This is a genomic window from Paenibacillus radicis (ex Gao et al. 2016), from assembly GCF_014641555.1.
GTDB classification, from domain to species: Bacteria; Bacillota; Bacilli; order Paenibacillales; family Paenibacillaceae; genus Pristimantibacillus; species Pristimantibacillus radicis.
The window spans coordinates 186,025-204,793 of record NZ_BMHY01000008.1; the positions used below are offsets into that span (position 1 = coordinate 186,025).

Consider the following 18,769-nt stretch of genomic DNA (forward strand, 5'->3'; position numbering starts at 1 on the left):
CAGTCAGTTGGTCAGCCAGCTAGCCTTACAAAAATTTGAACGCAGGATGGACAATTTTTTGAATTGTTAGGGACGGTTCCGCCATGCAAGATTAGATTAGGAGATATTTAACAGTATCTCCAATCTATTGTTGCGGGAGGGAATTAAGGAATGATGCAGGAATCAAGGAAAATGATTCAAGCCATGCTCGTTTTTGTACTGGTACTAGCAGGCTTGGTGCCTTCGGCAGCTCCAGCCGCGGCATCGGCAGTCACAATCTCTCAGACAGGCACAATTGTAAGCGCTACCAACGGAAGTTTGACTCTCACTTATGATTTAGCGAATGGCAAAGGCAATTTCTCGGCTGGGAGTACAGTCATTTTGTCGGACTTTTATTCCGATTACAGTGTGGCGGGAAGCAGCACTCGAATCAGTTCGACTGACCCGGCGACGAGAACGGCTAGCTGGGCGGCGACAGGGAACGATGGATATGGATCGAACGGCCAGCGGCTGACGATCACGAATCAGCTGAACTCCGGTTCAACGATCATTCTTCGGATCTCGATGTACGAGGACAAGTCCTATATCTTAACAGACATGACGGTGAACAACGGGACAAGCCAAAGCATAGACTTCCTGGAGCCGATTGCCGCTAACAATCTGAACATCGGAGCGGGCTCGGACAAGCGGATCTATACGACGCCGTATACGAACAACTATGATTTTGGCGTAGCTCCGGTCAATGATTTTGGCAAAAGCCAAAACGGCTACGACCGCCCTTATGGATCAGAAGAATCGTGGTCGGCCTTTAATGGTACCAGCTATTGGGTAGCCTCGGTGTTTGATAACACGAATAAACATGGCGTTGTTGCAGGAGCAGCGACCACATTCAATTGGAAAAGCATGCAGTATTTGAGCCAGGCCGCAACGGCCAATGGCCCGTTGACCGGTTTTTCGGTCTATAACGCAGGCGGGCAGCAAAGCGGCACCTCAGTAAGCTCGGATCAATTTTTCCTTGGATACTTTGATGATTACCAGCAAGGTCTGGAGACGTTTGGCCGTACCTATGCCATCGCAGAGCCTAAGCTGGAATGGAATGATGATGTGCCGATTGGCTTCAACACCTGGTATGCGTATTACGCTTACCCGACAGCTGACGCGATGTTCCCAATGACCGATTATTTCGAGGAGCATCTGAAGCCGCTTGGCTACAACTATATGAATCTGGATTGCTGCTATCAAGGGGTTGAGAATAAGACGGATTTGGAAAATCTCGATGATTTCGTCGCCTATGTGCATGGAAAAGGAATGAAGGCCGGGACGTATTCCGCGCCATTCGCCATCTTCGATGAGTTGACGGCGACCGTTCCTACAACGTCTTATACGTTTGGGGAAATTGCGCTTAAGGATGCCAGCGGCAATCCGATAAAATCCTATATTAATACGTATATCGTAGACGCTACTCATCCGGGCGGACAAGCTTATATCGCCTGGATTATGGATACCTATCATGTGAAGCCGGGTTTTGACTATGTGAAGCTCGATTTCATCGATCTGGGCATGTATGACGGCAAGTTTTACGACACGACGAAAAACGGCATGCAAGCTTACCGGATCGGCATGCAAATCATGCGTGATGCGCTGCTCGCCGCCCCTCAAGACATTTACATCAATGAATCGATAGCTCCGCTGCTGCCTTCGGGGTATGCGCATGGCAGAAGAACAGGCGTGGATACGACGATTGGCCTTGAATCCTATCCAGGCATCGAGCGCCAAGCATTTAATGCCGCCGCCTCGTGGTGGACGAACGATACGTTGTACGCGTACAACGATGTTGACATGATTTTTCCAGAGAGCGTTATTAACGGGTTTGATAAAATCACTTTGAATGAAGGCACGCTTCTCTCGACGGCAATTGCGCTTGGAGGAGGCCATTGGCTGATTGGCGACAACGTTCCGTTTATTTCCGAGGACCGGATGGCGATTTTGCGCAACGCAGGACTGCTTGATCTGGTCAAAAAAGGCGGCGCAGCCAAGCCTGTGAAAATGTCCAATTTCTATCACAAGCTGGAGCATTCGCCGATAGCCATCTATTTAACGGATACCAATGGCGACCGTATCGTCGGCCTGTCCAACTGGGATATGAACAATTCCGCGCCGGTCTCGCTGACATTCTCTGATCTTGGGTTAAACGCCAGCACGAACTACACGCTGACCGAGATCTACAGCAGTACGAAAATCGGGCAATATACGGGAAGCTACTCTCGCACATTGAAGCCGGGCGAATCGATCATCGTACGAATCTCCGAGCAGCCTTCGTCGCTGCCAACGGCGCCGGTCAATCTTGCGCTGGGCAAAACAGCTTCTGCGTCCTCTATCTGGTCCAGCGGCTACGATGCGGCCAAGGCTATTGACGGGTCAGTCAGCACGCGATGGAGCGGGGCAAGCGGTACGGCAAATGATCAATGGCTGGAGGTTAATTTGGGTGCCGCGACTAACGTTAACCGGGTTGCAGTCAGCGAATACGGCTCCGGCAACCAAAGCTTCCAGATCGATACGTATACGCTGCAGTATTGGAACGGTTCGGCTTATGTGAACTTAACGAAAGGGTTTACGCTCGGAGACCGCCGTGTATTCGATTTCCCGACGGTAAACACTTCAAAAATCAGGCTGTACATCAACAAGGCCCGATTCATTCCATCCATTCAGGAAATCGAGATCTATAACGTACCGGGCAATACCGGATACCGGATCGATCAGGACAATAGCGGTTCCTCGTATTCGACTTATTCGGATATTCGCGACGTTATTCAGCGGATGCAGACTTTTACACTAACGCAATCCGAGCTGCCGAAAATGGACGTCTACTTGTATGAGAGCTACGTCAATAAAGTGCCTGAGGATAATTACTATTTAGATATTGTCGAGCTGGACGCCAGTCATAATCCAGTGAAGAAGCTGTTCAGCGCCGCGCTGCAGCCTAACAATATCCCGGGAGCGGCTACGCCATATGCCATCTATCCGCGCTTGACGGGTCTGGATACGAGCAAGCAATACGGATTGATTTTGCGTTCGCCGGGTTCGCTGGAGGACGGCTCTACCAATAACAAATACGGCTTTGCCTACAGCGACAGCAATACGTATGCCGGAGGCTTCGAACGGCTGTCGACAGACGGCGGCTTGACCTGGACGACGGAAAACGCAGGCAACCGCGATCTGATCTTCACTATTTACAAATAACAGGCAGTGTAAAAAGAGGAGCAGCCGGCGGCTGCTCCTCTTTGGGTTATACCAGTCTAATCATCCTTATACTTTATCCAGCTTATAAGTTTCCAGTACACGGATGACGATAACGGCCGCTTCAGCCCGGGTAAGGCTGGAGAGCGGGTCGAACTTCTTACCGGATTTACCGATCATGAGGCCTTGCTTGACGACAAGCGCGGTTGCGGATTTCGCATAAGGCGCAATGCTTCCGGCATCCGTGAATCCGGCAAGCACGCTGTCATCCGCTTTGGCGTCTACTTTCAGATAGGCCAGCAGATTTGCAAGAAGCACCGCGATGTTCTGACGACTGATGCTGGCATCAGGATCAAATTGGGTAGCAGAATTGCCTTGAACGAGCCCGAGCTGCTTCGCTGCGGCAATATCGCCTGCGTACGGAGAATCGGCGGCAACATCCTCAAATGGAGCGGCTCCGTAAGCCGGTAAAATACCAAGCCCCTTCACAATCATGGACGTAAATTCGGCACGGGTAATGCTCTTATCCACTCCGAATGCCTCGGCGGTAATGCCATCCAGCAGCAGCTTGGCTGCGGCACGGTTAACGGCTTTCTTCGCCCATTCCGCTTTAACATCGCTGTATGCGATATCTGACTGAATGACAGTGTAAATGCTGTTGCCGTTGCGAATGAGCTCGGCGGTAACGGTGCCGTCGCTGTTTTTCGTGAAGAGTGTAGGTACCGGACGGAATTCATTGGAGTCCGGGAGGTAGACGACACCGGTAGCTTTGGATGGATCAAGGCTTCCGCTAAGGGTGAACAATCGGCTGAAGGCATGCGATCCAAATGCCGTTACCTCTTCAAATTGTCCATTAGCGGCTTTCTTCAGAATCTTGAAATCAAGCGCTGGTACGAGCAGCTTCACCCCATCTGCCACAGCCAGCTTCTGAATCGCTTCGGCAGTCTTGGCATCAGGAGACGTAATGACGATGCGAATGTCTGCATCGAGATGAATTGCGTGCACCGGAATGGCGTACGTGACACCATTTAGAATGACCGACAGCTTCGCGTCTTCGCCTTTAGCGGCTATAGCCGCAACAACTTCTTTAGGCAGTGTAATCTCCGCCTGTTTGGCTTCCTTGGCTGCAGAGATGATGAATGATGAAGTGTCGGCTGCTCCGATGGCTTTCACTGCGGCATCTTTCTTAATCTGAAGGTGCCAAGTATCTCCGGATTTGCTGATTTCAGCCTCCAGCTCGTTTTTAGCTGTTGCAACGACAGGGGGAGCGGATGATCCCGAAGAAGAACTGAAACCGGAAGTGCGAACAGCGAGCGGAGCGCTGAACGGCGATACTTCAGTAATTTGCCCGTCTGTTTCTGCAATAGCGAGTACAGTAAAGGTATAGTCCGTGCTTGGCGTCAGCTCTGTCACAATGCCTTGCGTACTATCTGTCGTGACAAGGAAACGGTTATTGACATATACCTCGTAAGCAGCCGCGCCTTCCACTTCATTCCACTTGAGTTCAATCGAGCTAGTACCGCTGTTAACCTTAACTAATTGCTGAGGTGCGGCAAGCGCGTTCGGATTGACGATGCCAGTAATCGGCAAGTCCTTAACGAGTTGTGTAGTCAGCGTCCGATTCTCGTCATTGCTGATTTCCCAGCTCATTACGCCGCCCAAATCGAGCGTTTTGACAAGGGATGCTGCGTACATCATCGATGTTTCGTCATTGTAAGTAATGAACGTGCCTGTATCTTCGTTGAATAAATAAGGAACCTTCGCGGATTCATTCCAATAACGGACGTATCCGTTTTTGCCAATAAAGCTGTTCTCCAAATCATCAAAATCGTAGAACCCGTTTTCCCACTTGCCTACCGGAATTCCCGTACACGTCTGGTACTCTCCAGGTTCAGGACAACCTTCCCAGCCTTTTCCGTAATAAGGCACGCCAAGCAGCAGCTTATGAGGCGGAACGCCGCCGTTCAGATGGCCAAGTGCGCCGCCTCTGACGTTGTTGCGTTCAGCGGATGCTTTCGGATGTGTCTCATCATAGTACAGCGGGGAGTTGTGGTGGGCAAGAAGCTCCCAGTTGCCGCTGTAATCGTAAGCCATAATATTAATGAAATCGAGGTATTGCACCGAGTTTGCCAGATCGGCATTCGGTATGAAGGAATCGGCTTGCTGTGAAGCGATCGTCAGCAAATAATATTTGCCGTCTTCCGAGCCTGCCGCGTCCAGAGCTTCCCGAACGGTTTTCATCAATGCGGTAAAGTTGACGTTGTCTTCAGGACGGTGGCTGTTGCCATCCTCGCCGCCTTCAACCGGATACTCCCAGTCGATGTCAACGCCATCCAGATCATAAGCCCGCAGGAACTTCACGACAGAGCCGGAGAACGAGAGGCGCGTCTCCTCCGTTGCGGCCATATCCGAGAAGTGGTCGGAGAAGGACCAGCCGCCTACGGAAACCAGCATTTTAAGATGAGGATTGGAATCCTTAAGGGTAGAGAAGGTTTGGAAGTTGGTTAAGTCGATCGACTGGTCTCCAACGACCATTTCACCATCGTGGACATATCGATCCTGCAGCGGCACCTTGTCGGTCTGACATTCTACGCCGTTCGAGCCGGCTTTCATCCAGCAAAGGTCGGCAAATGCGTAGTTAATGTGCGTTACCTTAGACAAATCAATATCGGTTGGCTTGAAATTGCGGGCATAGCCTGACCAAGCGGTGTAATACGTTACGTTGTTGTAGCTGCTGCCCGGTACAGTTGATACGGAGCCGCTCAGCGATGATTCCCAAAGGCTGTTTTTCGCTTTGGCAGTAAACGTATAGCTTTGGCCTGCGGTCAGGCCGTTTACGGTATAGCGGTTCGTGTTGCTGCTGCCTATAAGAACGCCATCCTGATAAATATCATAGCTGCTGGCTCCAGGTGTTGGCGCCCAGCCAAGCGCTGCCGTCGTACGGTTTGACGATACGACTTGCAGATCGCGTGGAGCATCCAGTTGTCCCCATGTGAGGGTAACTGCATTGCTCTTCTCCGAGGCTTTGACCCCGTCGTCATTGGCGAGCTGCGCTCCAACCAGGAAAGTCAGCGTTGCGCCGCTGCTGATCTCTTCGGGTGTCAAATTATACGTCAAGCGGTTGGAACCGTCCCAGATACCGCCTTTATAGCCTCCGTTGATCCAATATTCATAGCCGTTGGCTGTCGGGCTGCCCTCCCAGCCCAGCGTAACGCTTGATTCCGTGAGACTAATTACCTTCAAATTTTGCGGCGGCATAAGCGGCAGAGGCTCATACTCGGTTAAATCCTCTGTCGTCGTGAAGGTGACGACATTGCTTTTGAGCTCTGGAGTCAACTGCGGCCATTGAATGCCGTCGGGACCAATTAAGAAGGAGTAGGTCGTTTCCGGATTTAAGCCGCCTACAGTTGCTAATTGTGTGTTTCCGTAAAATTTATAGTTGCCGTTCGTATCCCAAATCCAGTAGTCGTCAATCCCGGTGGCGTTAACCCATTTCAGCTTGACGCTGTTATGTGTGACACTGACAACTTCCAGATTCGTGGCTCCGGCCGTCGGGCCCGGAGTCACGACCACTTCTCCGTCCTTTGTTGTAAATTCAATGATGTTGCTCTTATGAATGACTTCAGGAAGCGGGCGTTCATACCAAGTGATATAAAATTTGTAGGTGGTGTTAGGGGTTAGCTCAGTCAGCACTTTCTCACCGCTATTCCCCCATGTGAAGTAGCTTTCGCTGGTGTCGCTTTTCACCCAAATATCAATATCGTTTTTGTCAGGGTTCAGATCCCATTTGATCGTAGCACCTGTTGTTGTGACGGAATCTTCAACAACCCTCAGGTTTTGCGGTGCTTCAGGGTCTTGTGCTTCTACTTCCACAGGCTCTTCGCTTTGCTCCTCGGGAGCTGTTTCTTCTGCATACGAGACCGTTGCGCTGAGCAGCGGGCTAAAGGCCAGCGCCAGCACGAGAAACGCGATTAACAACGGCTTCATGTTCTTGTTGCGAGACATCCAATACATTCAATCACCTCTTCTTATAAAATGTAGGGCTAGTCACGCTCCCCTCTATCATGGGTGGAAGCGATATGGAACGGAAGGTGAAATTCATACGATAAATGGGATAAAATTTTACAAAAATGTAATATTGTCGAAATCTGTTGTCGCTTCGTCAGAGGAGGTGGCGGAGATGCTCGAATGGCGGAAGTGCCGTGAAGGAAGGGCATGACAAAGAGGGTGCACCATTATGGGCAGCACCCTGTTAACGCACTATTTTCATACGGTTATCTGTTAGGAGTTGTTAGTTGGATTAGCAATGAGACTGTGCTTCCCGTCTTACTTTCTCCGTGTAGACGATCGCAGTTTCAATCGAATCCTTCAACTGCTCGATGAAGGCTTCCGTTTCCGGGCTAAGCGATCTGTTCTTCAGTTTAATCCATCCCAGCCGCATTTTATCGCCATAGTCCTCCAGCGGAATGGACATAATGCGTCCATCCATAAACTCCTCCACTAGCAGACCGCTTCCCGTCGAGACGACGTCGGTGTTGCAGACGACATTGACGGCAGTAGCCCGGTCATTGACGACGATCGTCCGATTAGGTTTTCTAGCGGGAATCAAATTAAACTCCTCTGAAAAGTCGATCGATTCACCCTGCTTATGCTCGAATGCCATATAGATAAAGTCATTCAAATCTTCGGCTCTCAAAGTGTCTCTCCCCGCTAAAGGATGTCCCTTTCTCACATAGACGCACGGTTGAATTTTACGCAGCAGATGAAATTCGATATTTCGTGTACCTAGAAAACGTTTAATGATTTTCTCTGTCAAATTGGATGTGAAGATGACGCCGATATCCGAGACGGAGGCTGATACATCTTCGATGACTTTATCCATGCTCGTTTCTCTGATTGTGAAGTTAAAGCGCGGATTATCGATCTGGTTCACCAGCCGGACGAAGGCATCCACTGCAAACGGGTAGCGCTGCGTCGATACGGAAAACTGTGCTTCCGGCTCTACCTGATTCGAAGTGTACAAGCTCTCGATATAGGATTTGCGCTCCAGCAGCGAATTGGCATAGCTCAGAAACTGTCTGCCCTCAGGCGTCAACTCCACCCCTTGATTGCTGCGGCTAAAAATCGAGATATTCAGCTCCGCCTCGAGCTCTTTCAGCGCACTGCTGATGCTGGATTGCGAGACAAACAGTTTGGCGGCCGCCTTATTGATGGACCCGCAGCGGGCGATTTCTGCTACATATTTCATTTGCTGAAAAGTCATGATCCAGCCTCCTATGAATGGTCTTACTATTGTATCGCCAAAGCTGACAAAGAGCCAATTCGTTATCGGTTGAATCGATAGCAAAAGGTATTTTTTATGTTTTAACACATCGTATTTTATCACGGTATACTTGAGAAATGGAATGAACTAGAAAAGGTTCAATAGAGTTAATTGAGGCTTAGAAGCAGGCAGGGAGAGGCACACAGCATGAAACAGAACAAAATGGGTCCAGTCGCCCTCAGCGGATTGATTATAGGACCGATACTCGGTTCCGGTATTTTAATTCTTCCCCCCATCGTTTACGGCATAGCGAAGGAATGGGCGATTTTGGCGTGGCTGGCGATCATCTTGATCAGCTTTGTGGTCGCGTTTATTTTCGGGTATATCAGCATTCAATTTCCGGGCGACGGGGGAGCGACGAATGCGGTTGAGCATGTATTTGGCCCCTATGCCAAACGGCTGGCTGCTTTTTATCTCATTATAGGGGTGACGTTTGGCGCATCGGCGGTGCTGCTGACGGCGGGCGAATATATAGCTAAGCTTGGGGGCGTTTCACCTTTGACCGTGAGCTTCATCCTGCTGCCGATATGTATTGCGTTGTTGCTGGCGAGGGTTCATTTTCTGGGAAAAGTCGCTTTTGTCATGTCGATTGTGGCAGCTGCTGTACTGTTTCTGGGCGGGGCAAAAAGCTTGCTGGATCATCCCGAGCCGCTTGTCATGACAAGCAGCTTTGATCCTTCGGCCTTTGGCTATGCGCTGCTGATTCTGTTCTGGGCCATCTTCGGCTGGGAGATTATCGGGAATTACAGCGGCGATGTGAGAGAGCCGAAAAAAACGATCCGCAGAGCAATCTGGATCAGCATTGCAGCAATCTCCGCAGTTGATCTCGTCGTTGCTGCTGCAATTCAGCGGACGGCTGTCAGCGATGGAGAGTTGACGATTACGTCGATTATCCACTCGCTGTTTGGAGGGATGAGTCCGCTCATCATGGCAGCACTGGCCTTATTCCTATGCGGCTCTACCTATTTTCTATATGCGGGCGGCATTGCTAGACTTGTTGCTTCCTTGGCGGCGGAGAAGGTGCTTCCAGCTTTTCTGGGCAAGCGATCACGCCATAACGTTCCGGTGGTTGGGGTTCTCGTCATATTTGTGCTGAATGTGGCTGTACTGCTGGCTGTCCGTGCGGGATTGTTTGATCTGGAAGCGCTGGTTGCCTTCGCGAACAGCTTTCTGACGATTAACGCGCTAATTGGCATCGTTGCGGGAATCGTACTGATCCCGAGCAAATTCATTAAGATTAGCGGGAGCATGCTCGCCCTTTTCTTTGTAGGGATGCTGTTTTTCCACTCTTCGCCGATGTCTTTGACGCTGATCGGAATTCTAGCTGTCTATTATTTATATAGGCATTTTTCTTCAAGAGTTAGACTTACGTGAGTTCTTTTGGTATCGTGGATTATGATGTCATTATTGGTAAATTATGATCTGCAATACGAAGGGAGCTTTGATTAATGGAGAAGATAGAGCTGGCAGAAGAGATTTATAAGGCTTCGCATCTAACGGGGACATTCCGTTTACGGTCAGGCAAGCAATCCGATCATTATTTTGACAAGTACTTATTCGAGTCTAATCCCAGGCTGCTCGCGGCAATTGCCGACAAGCTCGCTCCGTTGGTCCCTCCGGGTACGGAGGTGTTGGCTGGCCTTGAGATGGGCGGCATTCCTGTAGCGACTGCGCTGTCTTTAAAGACGGGCATACCTGCAGCATTCGTGCGGAAGAAAGCGAAGGAATACGGGACCTGCAAGCTTGCAGAAGGGATTGAGATTGCAGGCAAAAACGTCTGTATCATTGAGGATGTCGTAACGACCGGCGGCCAAATTTTGCTTAGTGCGGAGGATTTGAAGCAGCATGGAGCGAATGTGCAGGCGGTCGTCAGCGTCATTGAGAGAGAAGCGGCAGGCAGAGCCAACCTGGAGCAGGCGGGCCTCGCCTTTTATTCTCTATTAACGATGGACGAGCTGCTGGCCGCTGTGAAATAGATTTTGAGGGAGATGAGTCGCCTGCGGGCGGCTCTTTTTTTATGGCTTGTTGCCGGGGCTTGGATGACGAGCGATTGGATGAGCTGATCCCATGAACTCGCTATTAATTGAAACGAAACGCCTTGTTATTGCGATTTCTCTGTTTGTTTGGTTAATAGACGAAGTTCGTGGCGAAGCGACTCCAGCTCATTGTCGACATGGGTGATGAATTTGAGCAGCGTGATGCCGAGCAGCGTGAAGACAAGTCCGCTCACCGGGAACACGACTCTCTTAACCGTTATTTTCATGAATACATAGTCTGAAGTGTCAGAGGAAAAGGTTTTCGGCATGTATTGCCATAACCCGTAGATCATAAGCAGGACGCCTGTCGTGAGAATGAGCACGGATAAATATCTGATTGGTTTGAAGTACATGATGCGTCGACCTCCAGTTAGTTGAAACTCGTCATTTATACGCTATATAAGCGGGGGGAGTTGCGGAAGCTGCTCTCGTGCGGAGAGGGATGCAGTGATAAGCGGCAGAGGGAGTAGCGGGTCACGGGAAAGACGTATGGAAGCAAGTGGCTGCATTGGTAAGAGGGCGGCAGATGGAGAATAGAAGGAGTAAGTAGCACCTAGGGCAGAAAGAGCAGAAAGAATAGAGCAAAATGAGGAAAGTGAGTAGAGCAGCAGAAGTAGCATAAGAAGCAAAAGTAGCAAAATTAGCAAAAGTAGCAGAAGTAGCAGAAGTTGCATAAGAAGCAGAAGTAGCATAACGAGTAGATAAAGTGGCAGGAACGGAAGGTAACATAATTGAGTAGTTTAATGGCTAGAAAGCTAATCAAAATGTAAATGTACATTTCGATTACTCCCCAAAGGGGCTAAATGGGCATCAAAATGTAAAAGTACATTTTGCAGAAGTGAAAATGGCTATTTTCCCTCGTTTTTGCTCAATCAAACTGCACTATTGCATTTTGAGCCTCGATATTGGCCGAAAAGCCGTAATCAGCCTGCACTTTTACATTTTGAATAGCGGATGAGGGGATGCGAGTGTAGCATTGGGTACCGTTTGAGGAACACACTATCTGTGGTGAGCAGAGGTTCAAGAATAAACAAAGAGAGCCACGGTTTACCCGCGGACACTAAACTACGAACCAACAAATCGACAACCCTCGGCAAATCTTAAGCAGTATGAACTAGAAGCCTACATATTAAAAATCTAATTAGCGAAGCGGGTTCGCAAATCAACGAAGCAATTTTCGCTATGCTGGCGAAATTGAAGATGCTGAGCTAGTACAGCGAACCTATTTTCGCTAATCGCGAACCTACGTTCATGAGTAGCGAAGCTAGCTTCGCTCTGGCAGGAACATGAACCCAAAGCCTCTGTGGAGCGAACCTGTCTTCGTAAAATAGCGAAGCAGGTTCGCTCCAACCAACATTTGAGCGAGTTAATCTCAGAAAAACGCACGATACTCAGCCGATTGCGAAATGAGCAGCTCTCTTTGCGTTGAGCAGCAGGCAGCACCGCAGTACCTGGCAGCACATCACCGCAGCACCTATCAGCACCGACGCACCTGCCAGCACCTCGACATCACCGCCCCCGGCCAGCGTAACACGCCCCCCCTCTTAATTGTCCGGCGACGGTTGAAACCGGAAAGCCCGCGGGCTTACGCCGTGGAAAGCGCTGAAGTGGCGGGTGAACGGATGGATGGAGGTGTATCCGAGCCGTTCGGAAATGGCGGTTACGGAGAAATTCGTTTCCACCAGCAGATGGGCCGCCCGTTTCATTAGAAGCCTGTGGCGGTATGCGTTGGGTGTAAACCCGGTTTCCCGCAGAAACAGCGAATGGAAGTAAGAGCGCTTCAATCCGCACATCGCTGCCCATTCCTCTACCGAGGTTCGCATCTCGGGACGCTCGTTCAATTGCGCCAGCAGCTTGACGATGCGGAAGTCGCTGGGCTGATGAGTGTGAATGACGTTGTACCAGCTCAGCATCCAGGCATACAGCAGGCTGTTAACGAGCTCTGCGTGGTAATAGCGCGTATCGTCAAACTGCTTGGCAAGCGTAACGAAGGAGTCGAACAGCCAAGGATAAGGCTGGAGCGAGAAGCGGCTGGGCAGCGAGTCCAGCTCCGGGCATGGTTCGGCGACAGAACGGGTGTCAAAGGCAAACGGCTCCGGCGCGTGAATAAACATCCGGTTGAGCGACACGGGGCCCGGAGCCCCTTCCCACATATCGCAGTATAAATTATAAGAGGACAAGGGTTGTCCCTTCGCAACATGAAAAGCATGAGGCTCGCCCGGACGCAAAAAGATAAGCGTCCGGCGGTCAATCGGATACATCTTCCCGTTGACTTCCATCTCGCCTGGCCCGTCCACGAATAGATGGAACGCATAGACATTGCACACACGCAGCCTCTCGTTTAAGCCGCCTTCATAGAGGTAACGCATGGAATCGCCGACGTAGGGCTTTAATTCATTCAGTGGTTTCATTTTCGGTATCCCTGCCTTTGCTTCGCTTAACCACTACATAGGTAAATTATTTATAAAAGTTTACCGGACTAATCGTCAACTAATTGGACTAGCGAACAAATACGTCTTTTTTTATCAATGTTACAATAATGGCGCGATTTACGAAAGGGCTTTCACTGTTAGGGTGAACGTTCGAGCCATCACCGGAGAGGATGATTACGATGAAAATGACATATACGCAGTCTGCAGCAGGCTGGAAGCAAGGGCTTCCGCTCGGAAACGGACAGCTTGGAGCTGTAGTGCACGGCGGCATTGATAGCGAGACATGGAATATGACAGAGGTGACCTTCTGGTCAGGCAAGCCGGAGCGTTTCGGCGGATCGCCGGATGCAAGAGAGAAGCTGACGGAAATGCGCGAATCCTTCTTCAGCGGTGATTACGTCAAAGGAGACAAGCTGGCGGAGCAAGCATTGGAGCCGAAGAAGGGCAATTTCGGCACAAACCTGTCGTTATGCGACATTCTTATTAGCTATGGAGACGAAGGCAGCGAGCTGGTTCGTGAGCTGGATTTGGAACGGGCAGTTGCAACGGTATCGTACCGCAGCAGCGCAGGAGCGGCAATCCGCCGGGAAACGTTCGCAACGCATGCGGATGGAGTGCTCGTATCCCGCATTAAGGGCGACCGTGCAGGAAGCGTGTCGTTGAAGCTCCATATGCAGGGAAGAACGAATACATTCGATGCTTGGCTGGAGGAAGAGGGCAAGCTGGTGTTCCGCACTCAGGCGACGGAGGACATTCATAGCGACGGAACTTGCGGAGTCTGGAGCGAAGGCGGAGTAAAGGTTGCCGTCACAGGCGGAAAGCTGAGCGGAGCGGAGGGGGAGATCAGCGTCCAAGAAGCGGACGAGGTCATCATTTATTTTGCCGTTGCCACCGATTATGACCGTAAGGACGACAGCTGGAAATCTGAAAGCACGGAGCGGCTGGCTACTGCCCAAGCTAAAGGCTTTGACCGGCTGCTGGCGGATCATTTAACGGATTATCAAGCGCTTTATAGCCGCGTTAGTCTCGATCTTGGAGAGACGGCTGAATTTGCTTCGCTTCCGACGGATGAGCGGGTACGCCGCCTGCGGGCTGGCGAACTGGGCGACACCGGACTTATCGCTTTGTTTTACCAGTACGGACGTTACTTGACCATTGCCGGATCACGGGGCGATTCCAGACTGCCGCTGCATTTGCAAGGAATATGGAATGATGGTGAAGCCAATGCGATGGCATGGAGCTGTGACTATCATCTTGATGTCAATACGGAGATGAACTATTATCCGACGGAAATTAGCAACTTGGCGGAATGTCACGTCCCGCTTATGAACTATATCGAGAAGCTGGCTGAAGCGGGCCGGTCAGCCGCTGAAGATTTTTACGGCTGCGAGGGCTGGGTCGCGCATGTATTCTCCAATGCATGGGGATTTGCATCGCCAGGCTGGGGAAGGTCATGGGGGATGAACGTGACGGGCGGCCTCTGGATTGCGACTCATCTGAAGGAGCATTACGAATATGGCAAGGACCGTGAATTTCTATCGCGGCAAGCCTATCCGGTCATGAAGGAAGCAGCGCTGTTCTTCCTTGATTATATGGTCATTCATCCGAAGTACGGCTGGCTTGTAACGGGGCCGTCGAATTCCCCGGAGAACAGCTTCTATCCGGGACCGACGGAGCAAGGTGAGCAGCAGCTTTCCATGGGCTCGACGATGGATCAGATGCTGGTGCGCGACTTGTTCGTCTTCTGCCTGGAGTCGGCAGAGCTGCTAGAAGCCGATCCAGAGCTGCAAGCCCGGCTGAGAACGGCGATTGAGCAGCTGCCGCCGCTTCAAGTCGGCAAACGCGGCCAACTGCAGGAATGGCTGGAGGACTACGCAGAGGCGCAGCCGCAGCACCGGCATTTCTCCCATATGTACGGCATCTATCCGGGCAACCAGATTACGCCGGAGCATACGCCAGAGCTAAGCGCTGCGATGCGGCAAACGCTGCTTGGACGCATGCTGGTCGACGAGCTGGAGGATATTGAATTTACGGCAGCGTTGTTCGCCTTAGGCTTCTCCAGGCTGCATGACGGCAATCAGGCTGTGAAGCATGTCCGGCATTTGATCGGAGAGCTTTGCTTCGACAACCTGCTCTCGTACTCGAAACCAGGCGTAGCTGGCGCAGAGACGAATATTTTCGTCATCGACGGCAACTTCGGCGGAACGGCTGCAATCGCAGATATGCTCCTGCAAAGCCATGCCGGCACCATCAATCTGCTGCCTGCTTTGCCGGCAGACTGGTCCAATGGGTCTTACGAAGGATTACGGGCAAAAGGCAATGCCGAGGCATCAGTCGTATGGAGTAATGGCAGCTTGACTGAAGCGATCATTACGGCGCACTCCGATCTGGAGACGGTCGTCAAATGCGGCGGCAGCCAGGTTAGTCTGCAACTGGAAGCAGGCAAGCGTTACCGGTTAGACGGTCAATTAAAGCTTATTGAGGTAGAAGCTGCATAACGAACGAGCATCCAAGCCGCCAAAGTGGAGCCGCACCAGAGGGTGCCAAGCTCAAACTTTGGCGGTTTGTCGTATCGTTCGTTAAATATTGGGATTGTTACAGCCCCTTCTCTGATTTACATTAAAAATGCATTTTGAAAGCGCTTCATAAATTTTAAATAGCGAACAGGAGGCATGAAGTAATGAGAAGAAAACAATGGGCATTGTCCGGCAGAGGATTGTTCCTCTTGCTGACGGCAGTGCTGCTTGTCCAGACGGCTTTTTTCGGCCCGGGTCAATCCGGACGTGAAATCCATGCGGCAAGTGCAGACACGGAGGCAGCAATAGCAGTAGAGGCGGCAGCCGGAAGCTATTCGTATGAAGCCGAAGCGACGGCGAACACGTTGTCTGGCAAAGCAGAGGTTAAAGCTTGCGGGGAAGCAACTGGCTGCTCCGGCAGCCAAGCGGTTGGCGGGCTATGGGGCGGTTCGTCGTTGACATTTAATGACGTGACTGTTGAAAAGGCCGGCGTATATACACTGACGGTACATTATATTTCTGGCGACCCTAGGTCGTTTGGCGTAAGCGTTAACGGCGGTACGAAGGATCACTACGATCTGCCGAAGACGGCAGACTGGGATACGCTTGGCGTTTACGAACTTGAAGTGGAACTGAAAGCGGGAGCGAATACGATCCGCTTGGACGATGAGGGCGGCTATTCGCCGGATATCGACCGGATCGACTTGCGCTTATCTGACAGCGGCGGTCCTGGCGGCCCGGTTACAGGTACCGTCTATGAGGCAGAAGCTTCCGTCAACGTGCTGACAGGCAATGCTGCGATAAGCGGCTGCTCAGCGGCGACTGGCTGCTCTGGCGGCCGCAAGGTCGGCAATTTGTGGGGCGGCTCTACGCTGCAATTCCGCGATATTATGGCGGAAAAAGCTGGCGTGTACAAGCTTAGCGTCTACTATATTTCCGGCGACCCTCGCCCGGTATCGATCGCCGTCAACGACGGCGTATCGGAAAACTATGCGCTGCCCAAAACGGAAAACTGGGACACGCTTGGCGTATTCACGCTGGAAATCGAATTGAAAGCAGGAGCGAACACGATTACATTCAACGATGACGGAGGCTGGTCGCCGGATATCGATAAGCTGGAGATCGCTGCTGCCGGAGGCGGGGGCGAAGATCCGGGTCCGGTGGATAACATCGGCGTAATCGGCAAAGCGCTCGATTCGGACAAGTACGGCTCCATTAAAGTAACGAAGCATGAGAAAGGGGCAACCTTTGTCTCCCGCTCCTACAGCATTACGTTCAATACGGAGTCTGGTCTGGCTGCATATGCTTGGAACGGCAAAACGCTTGTGAAGGGCGCGTACGCCAGTGCTCAGCTTGAAGACAAGCTGCTCGACAGCCGTCAATACAGCGAGCACAGCTTTAAGCTGAACAATGTGGAGAAAATTAAGGACGGGCATGGCAAGGGCGTCCGCATTACGGTCGAGAACCGCAGCGAAGGCTTGCCTGTGATGAAGCAAATCTATCAGCTGTATGAGGATCAGCCTTACTTCCTCGTATCGCAGCAGGTAGTCAGCAGCGGTGCGGCGGTTAGCTCCAACGATATGGCTCCGCTCGTCGTGAACGCTAGCGGCGGTGTTGATATCGGCACAGGCGGAGACAACCGTGTACTGATCACGCCGTTCGACAACGACATGTGGTCGCGTTATCAAGCCCGGACGATCAATACGGCGCTGAATAACAACAACTACATCAGTTCGGAGATGACAGCGATCTATGACAACACCAGCCGCAGTGGTCTTGTTATCGGCTCGGTTACGCATGACGTGTGGAAAACCGGCATCTACTGGAGCGGCTCGAACGATAAACTGAATAAGCTGAAAGTATACGGCGGCTTCACGTCGCTCACTTCGACGCATGACACGATCGATCACGGCAAAGTGTCAGGCAACACGATTACATCTCCGCAAATCGCGGTCGGTTATTACACCGATTACCGTGACGGGCTGGAGAACTATGGCGAAGCGAATGCAGCCGTTGCTCCGCCGCTGAAGTTCCAGAAAGGCGTACCTTCCGGCGTACCGGTCGGCTGGAACAGCTGGGGCGCCTATGAAAGCTCGCTCAGCTACGACAAAGTTGTAGAGGTATCCAATTTCTTTAAAGCTAACCTGCAAAAATCGTTTACGAACAAAGGCACTGTATACATTAATATGGACTCGTATTGGGACAACCTGAGCGAGCAGCAGCTTCGCGATGTGGTAAAGGTTATTCGTAAAAACGGGCAAAAAGCAGGCATTTACTATGGCCCATTCGTCTATTGGGGCGACAATATGTCGCAGCCGGTAGAAGGGACTAACGGCAAGTATACGTACGGCGACATCGTGCTTCGCGATGCGGCGGGCAACATTTTGCCGAAGGTGGACGGCGCCTATGCGATCGATCCGACACATCCCGGCTCGCAGCAGCGCGTCGAATACGTGTTCAAGAAGTTCCTGGATTATGGCTTTGAATATATTAAAATCGACTTCCTGACTCACGGCTCGTTCGAAGGCAAGCATTTCGATCCGAAGGTGCAGACAGGTATTCAAGCGTACAACCAAGGAATGGCGCATATCAATAAGACGCTGGGCGGCAAAATGTTCATCAGCGCCTCAATCGCGCCGATGTTCCCAAGCCAATATGCACATGCGAGACGCATTTCCTGCGATATCGACGGTACGCTCGGCCGCACGGAATACCAGCTTAACAACCTGACTTACGGCTGGTGGCAGAACGGAACGATATATGGTTACACCGATCCGGACTATATGACGCTGGCTAAAGGCGGCTCGTACAATGCAGCACAGACACGGGTCAACGCCGCAGGGATATCCGGCACGGTGTACATGAACTCCGATGACGTTAGCAATGTGGAGACGCAGAAGCTGATGAAGTCGCTGCTGACGAATAAAAGCGTGAACGACATTGCCCTGATCGGCGAAGCGTTCCGTCCGGTTGAAGGCAACACGGGAACGGCTGCAGCTGACGTATTCGTCCTGCAGGACAAGAAGGACTACTATCTCGCAGTATTCAACTATACGAATGAAGCGGCAGTGAAGACGGTTGACCTGAAGCGGGCGCTTGGCGTTACTGCGACTGCTAAGGTCGAGCTGACAGACGTGTGGACAGGGACGAAGGTTGAAGTGAAGGACAGCCTCCAAGTGAATCTGGAAGGCGCACAATCCAAGCTTTATAAGATTAAGGTGAAAAAGTAATAGAAGCAGCACATCA

General features: G+C 51.3%; 9 protein-coding genes. 5 read left to right on the forward strand and 4 right to left on the reverse strand.

The window, feature by feature from the left end:
* The first annotated feature begins 150 nt into the window (after positions 1 to 150).
* Positions 151 to 3,219 carry a discoidin domain-containing protein gene (locus IEX98_RS19905; RefSeq protein ID WP_229692278.1) on the forward strand — a complete coding sequence of 1,023 codons (3,069 nt, stop codon included), beginning with the start codon at positions 151 to 153 and terminating at the stop codon, positions 3,217 to 3,219.
* A gap of 66 nt (positions 3,220 to 3,285) precedes the next feature.
* On the opposite strand, the gene IEX98_RS19910 is transcribed toward IEX98_RS19905, so the two are convergent.
* A complete protein-coding gene (locus tag IEX98_RS19910; RefSeq protein ID WP_229692279.1) occupies positions 3,286 to 7,230 on the reverse strand; it encodes a glycosyl hydrolase family 18 protein in 3,945 nt (1,314 codons plus the stop codon).
* 286 nt (positions 7,231 to 7,516) lie between these two features.
* Complete coding sequence (locus IEX98_RS19915; RefSeq protein ID WP_188890945.1) at positions 7,517 to 8,479, reverse strand: LysR family transcriptional regulator; 963 nt, start codon at positions 8,477 to 8,479, stop codon at positions 7,517 to 7,519.
* A 207-nt stretch (positions 8,480 to 8,686) separates the two neighbouring features.
* On the opposite strand from IEX98_RS19915, the gene IEX98_RS19920 reads away from it, so the two are divergent.
* Positions 8,687 to 9,913: an APC family permease gene (locus tag IEX98_RS19920; RefSeq protein ID WP_188890946.1), complete on the forward strand. Its 1,227-nt coding sequence runs from the start codon at positions 8,687 to 8,689 to the stop codon at positions 9,911 to 9,913.
* 74 nt (positions 9,914 to 9,987) lie between these two features.
* Complete coding sequence (gene pyrE / locus IEX98_RS19925) at positions 9,988 to 10,515, forward strand: orotate phosphoribosyltransferase (protein ID WP_188890947.1); 528 nt, start codon at positions 9,988 to 9,990, stop codon at positions 10,513 to 10,515.
* A gap of 125 nt (positions 10,516 to 10,640) precedes the next feature.
* Here the strand turns inward: pyrE and IEX98_RS19930 are convergent, their stop codons facing one another.
* Both IEX98_RS19930 and IEX98_RS19935 read right to left on the reverse strand, forming a co-directional pair.
* Positions 10,641 to 10,928, reverse strand: coding sequence for a hypothetical protein (locus IEX98_RS19930; protein WP_188890948.1), 288 nt, complete (start codon positions 10,926 to 10,928; stop codon positions 10,641 to 10,643).
* 1,191 nt (positions 10,929 to 12,119) lie between these two features.
* The gene (locus IEX98_RS19935; RefSeq protein WP_188890949.1) at positions 12,120 to 12,986 is read right to left on the reverse strand and encodes a helix-turn-helix domain-containing protein; all 867 of its coding nucleotides are present in this window, start codon (positions 12,984 to 12,986) and stop codon (positions 12,120 to 12,122) included.
* A 200-nt stretch (positions 12,987 to 13,186) separates the two neighbouring features.
* On the opposite strand from IEX98_RS19935, the gene IEX98_RS19940 reads away from it, so the two are divergent.
* Both IEX98_RS19940 and IEX98_RS19945 read left to right on the forward strand, forming a co-directional pair.
* On the forward strand, positions 13,187 to 15,505 hold the full coding sequence (locus tag IEX98_RS19940) for a glycoside hydrolase family 95 protein (protein WP_308421813.1): 2,319 nt from the start codon (positions 13,187 to 13,189) through the stop codon (positions 15,503 to 15,505).
* A 182-nt stretch (positions 15,506 to 15,687) separates the two neighbouring features.
* Complete coding sequence (locus tag IEX98_RS19945; protein WP_188890951.1) at positions 15,688 to 18,753, forward strand: CBM35 domain-containing protein; 3,066 nt, start codon at positions 15,688 to 15,690, stop codon at positions 18,751 to 18,753.
* Positions 18,754 to 18,769: the final 16 nt, after the last annotated feature.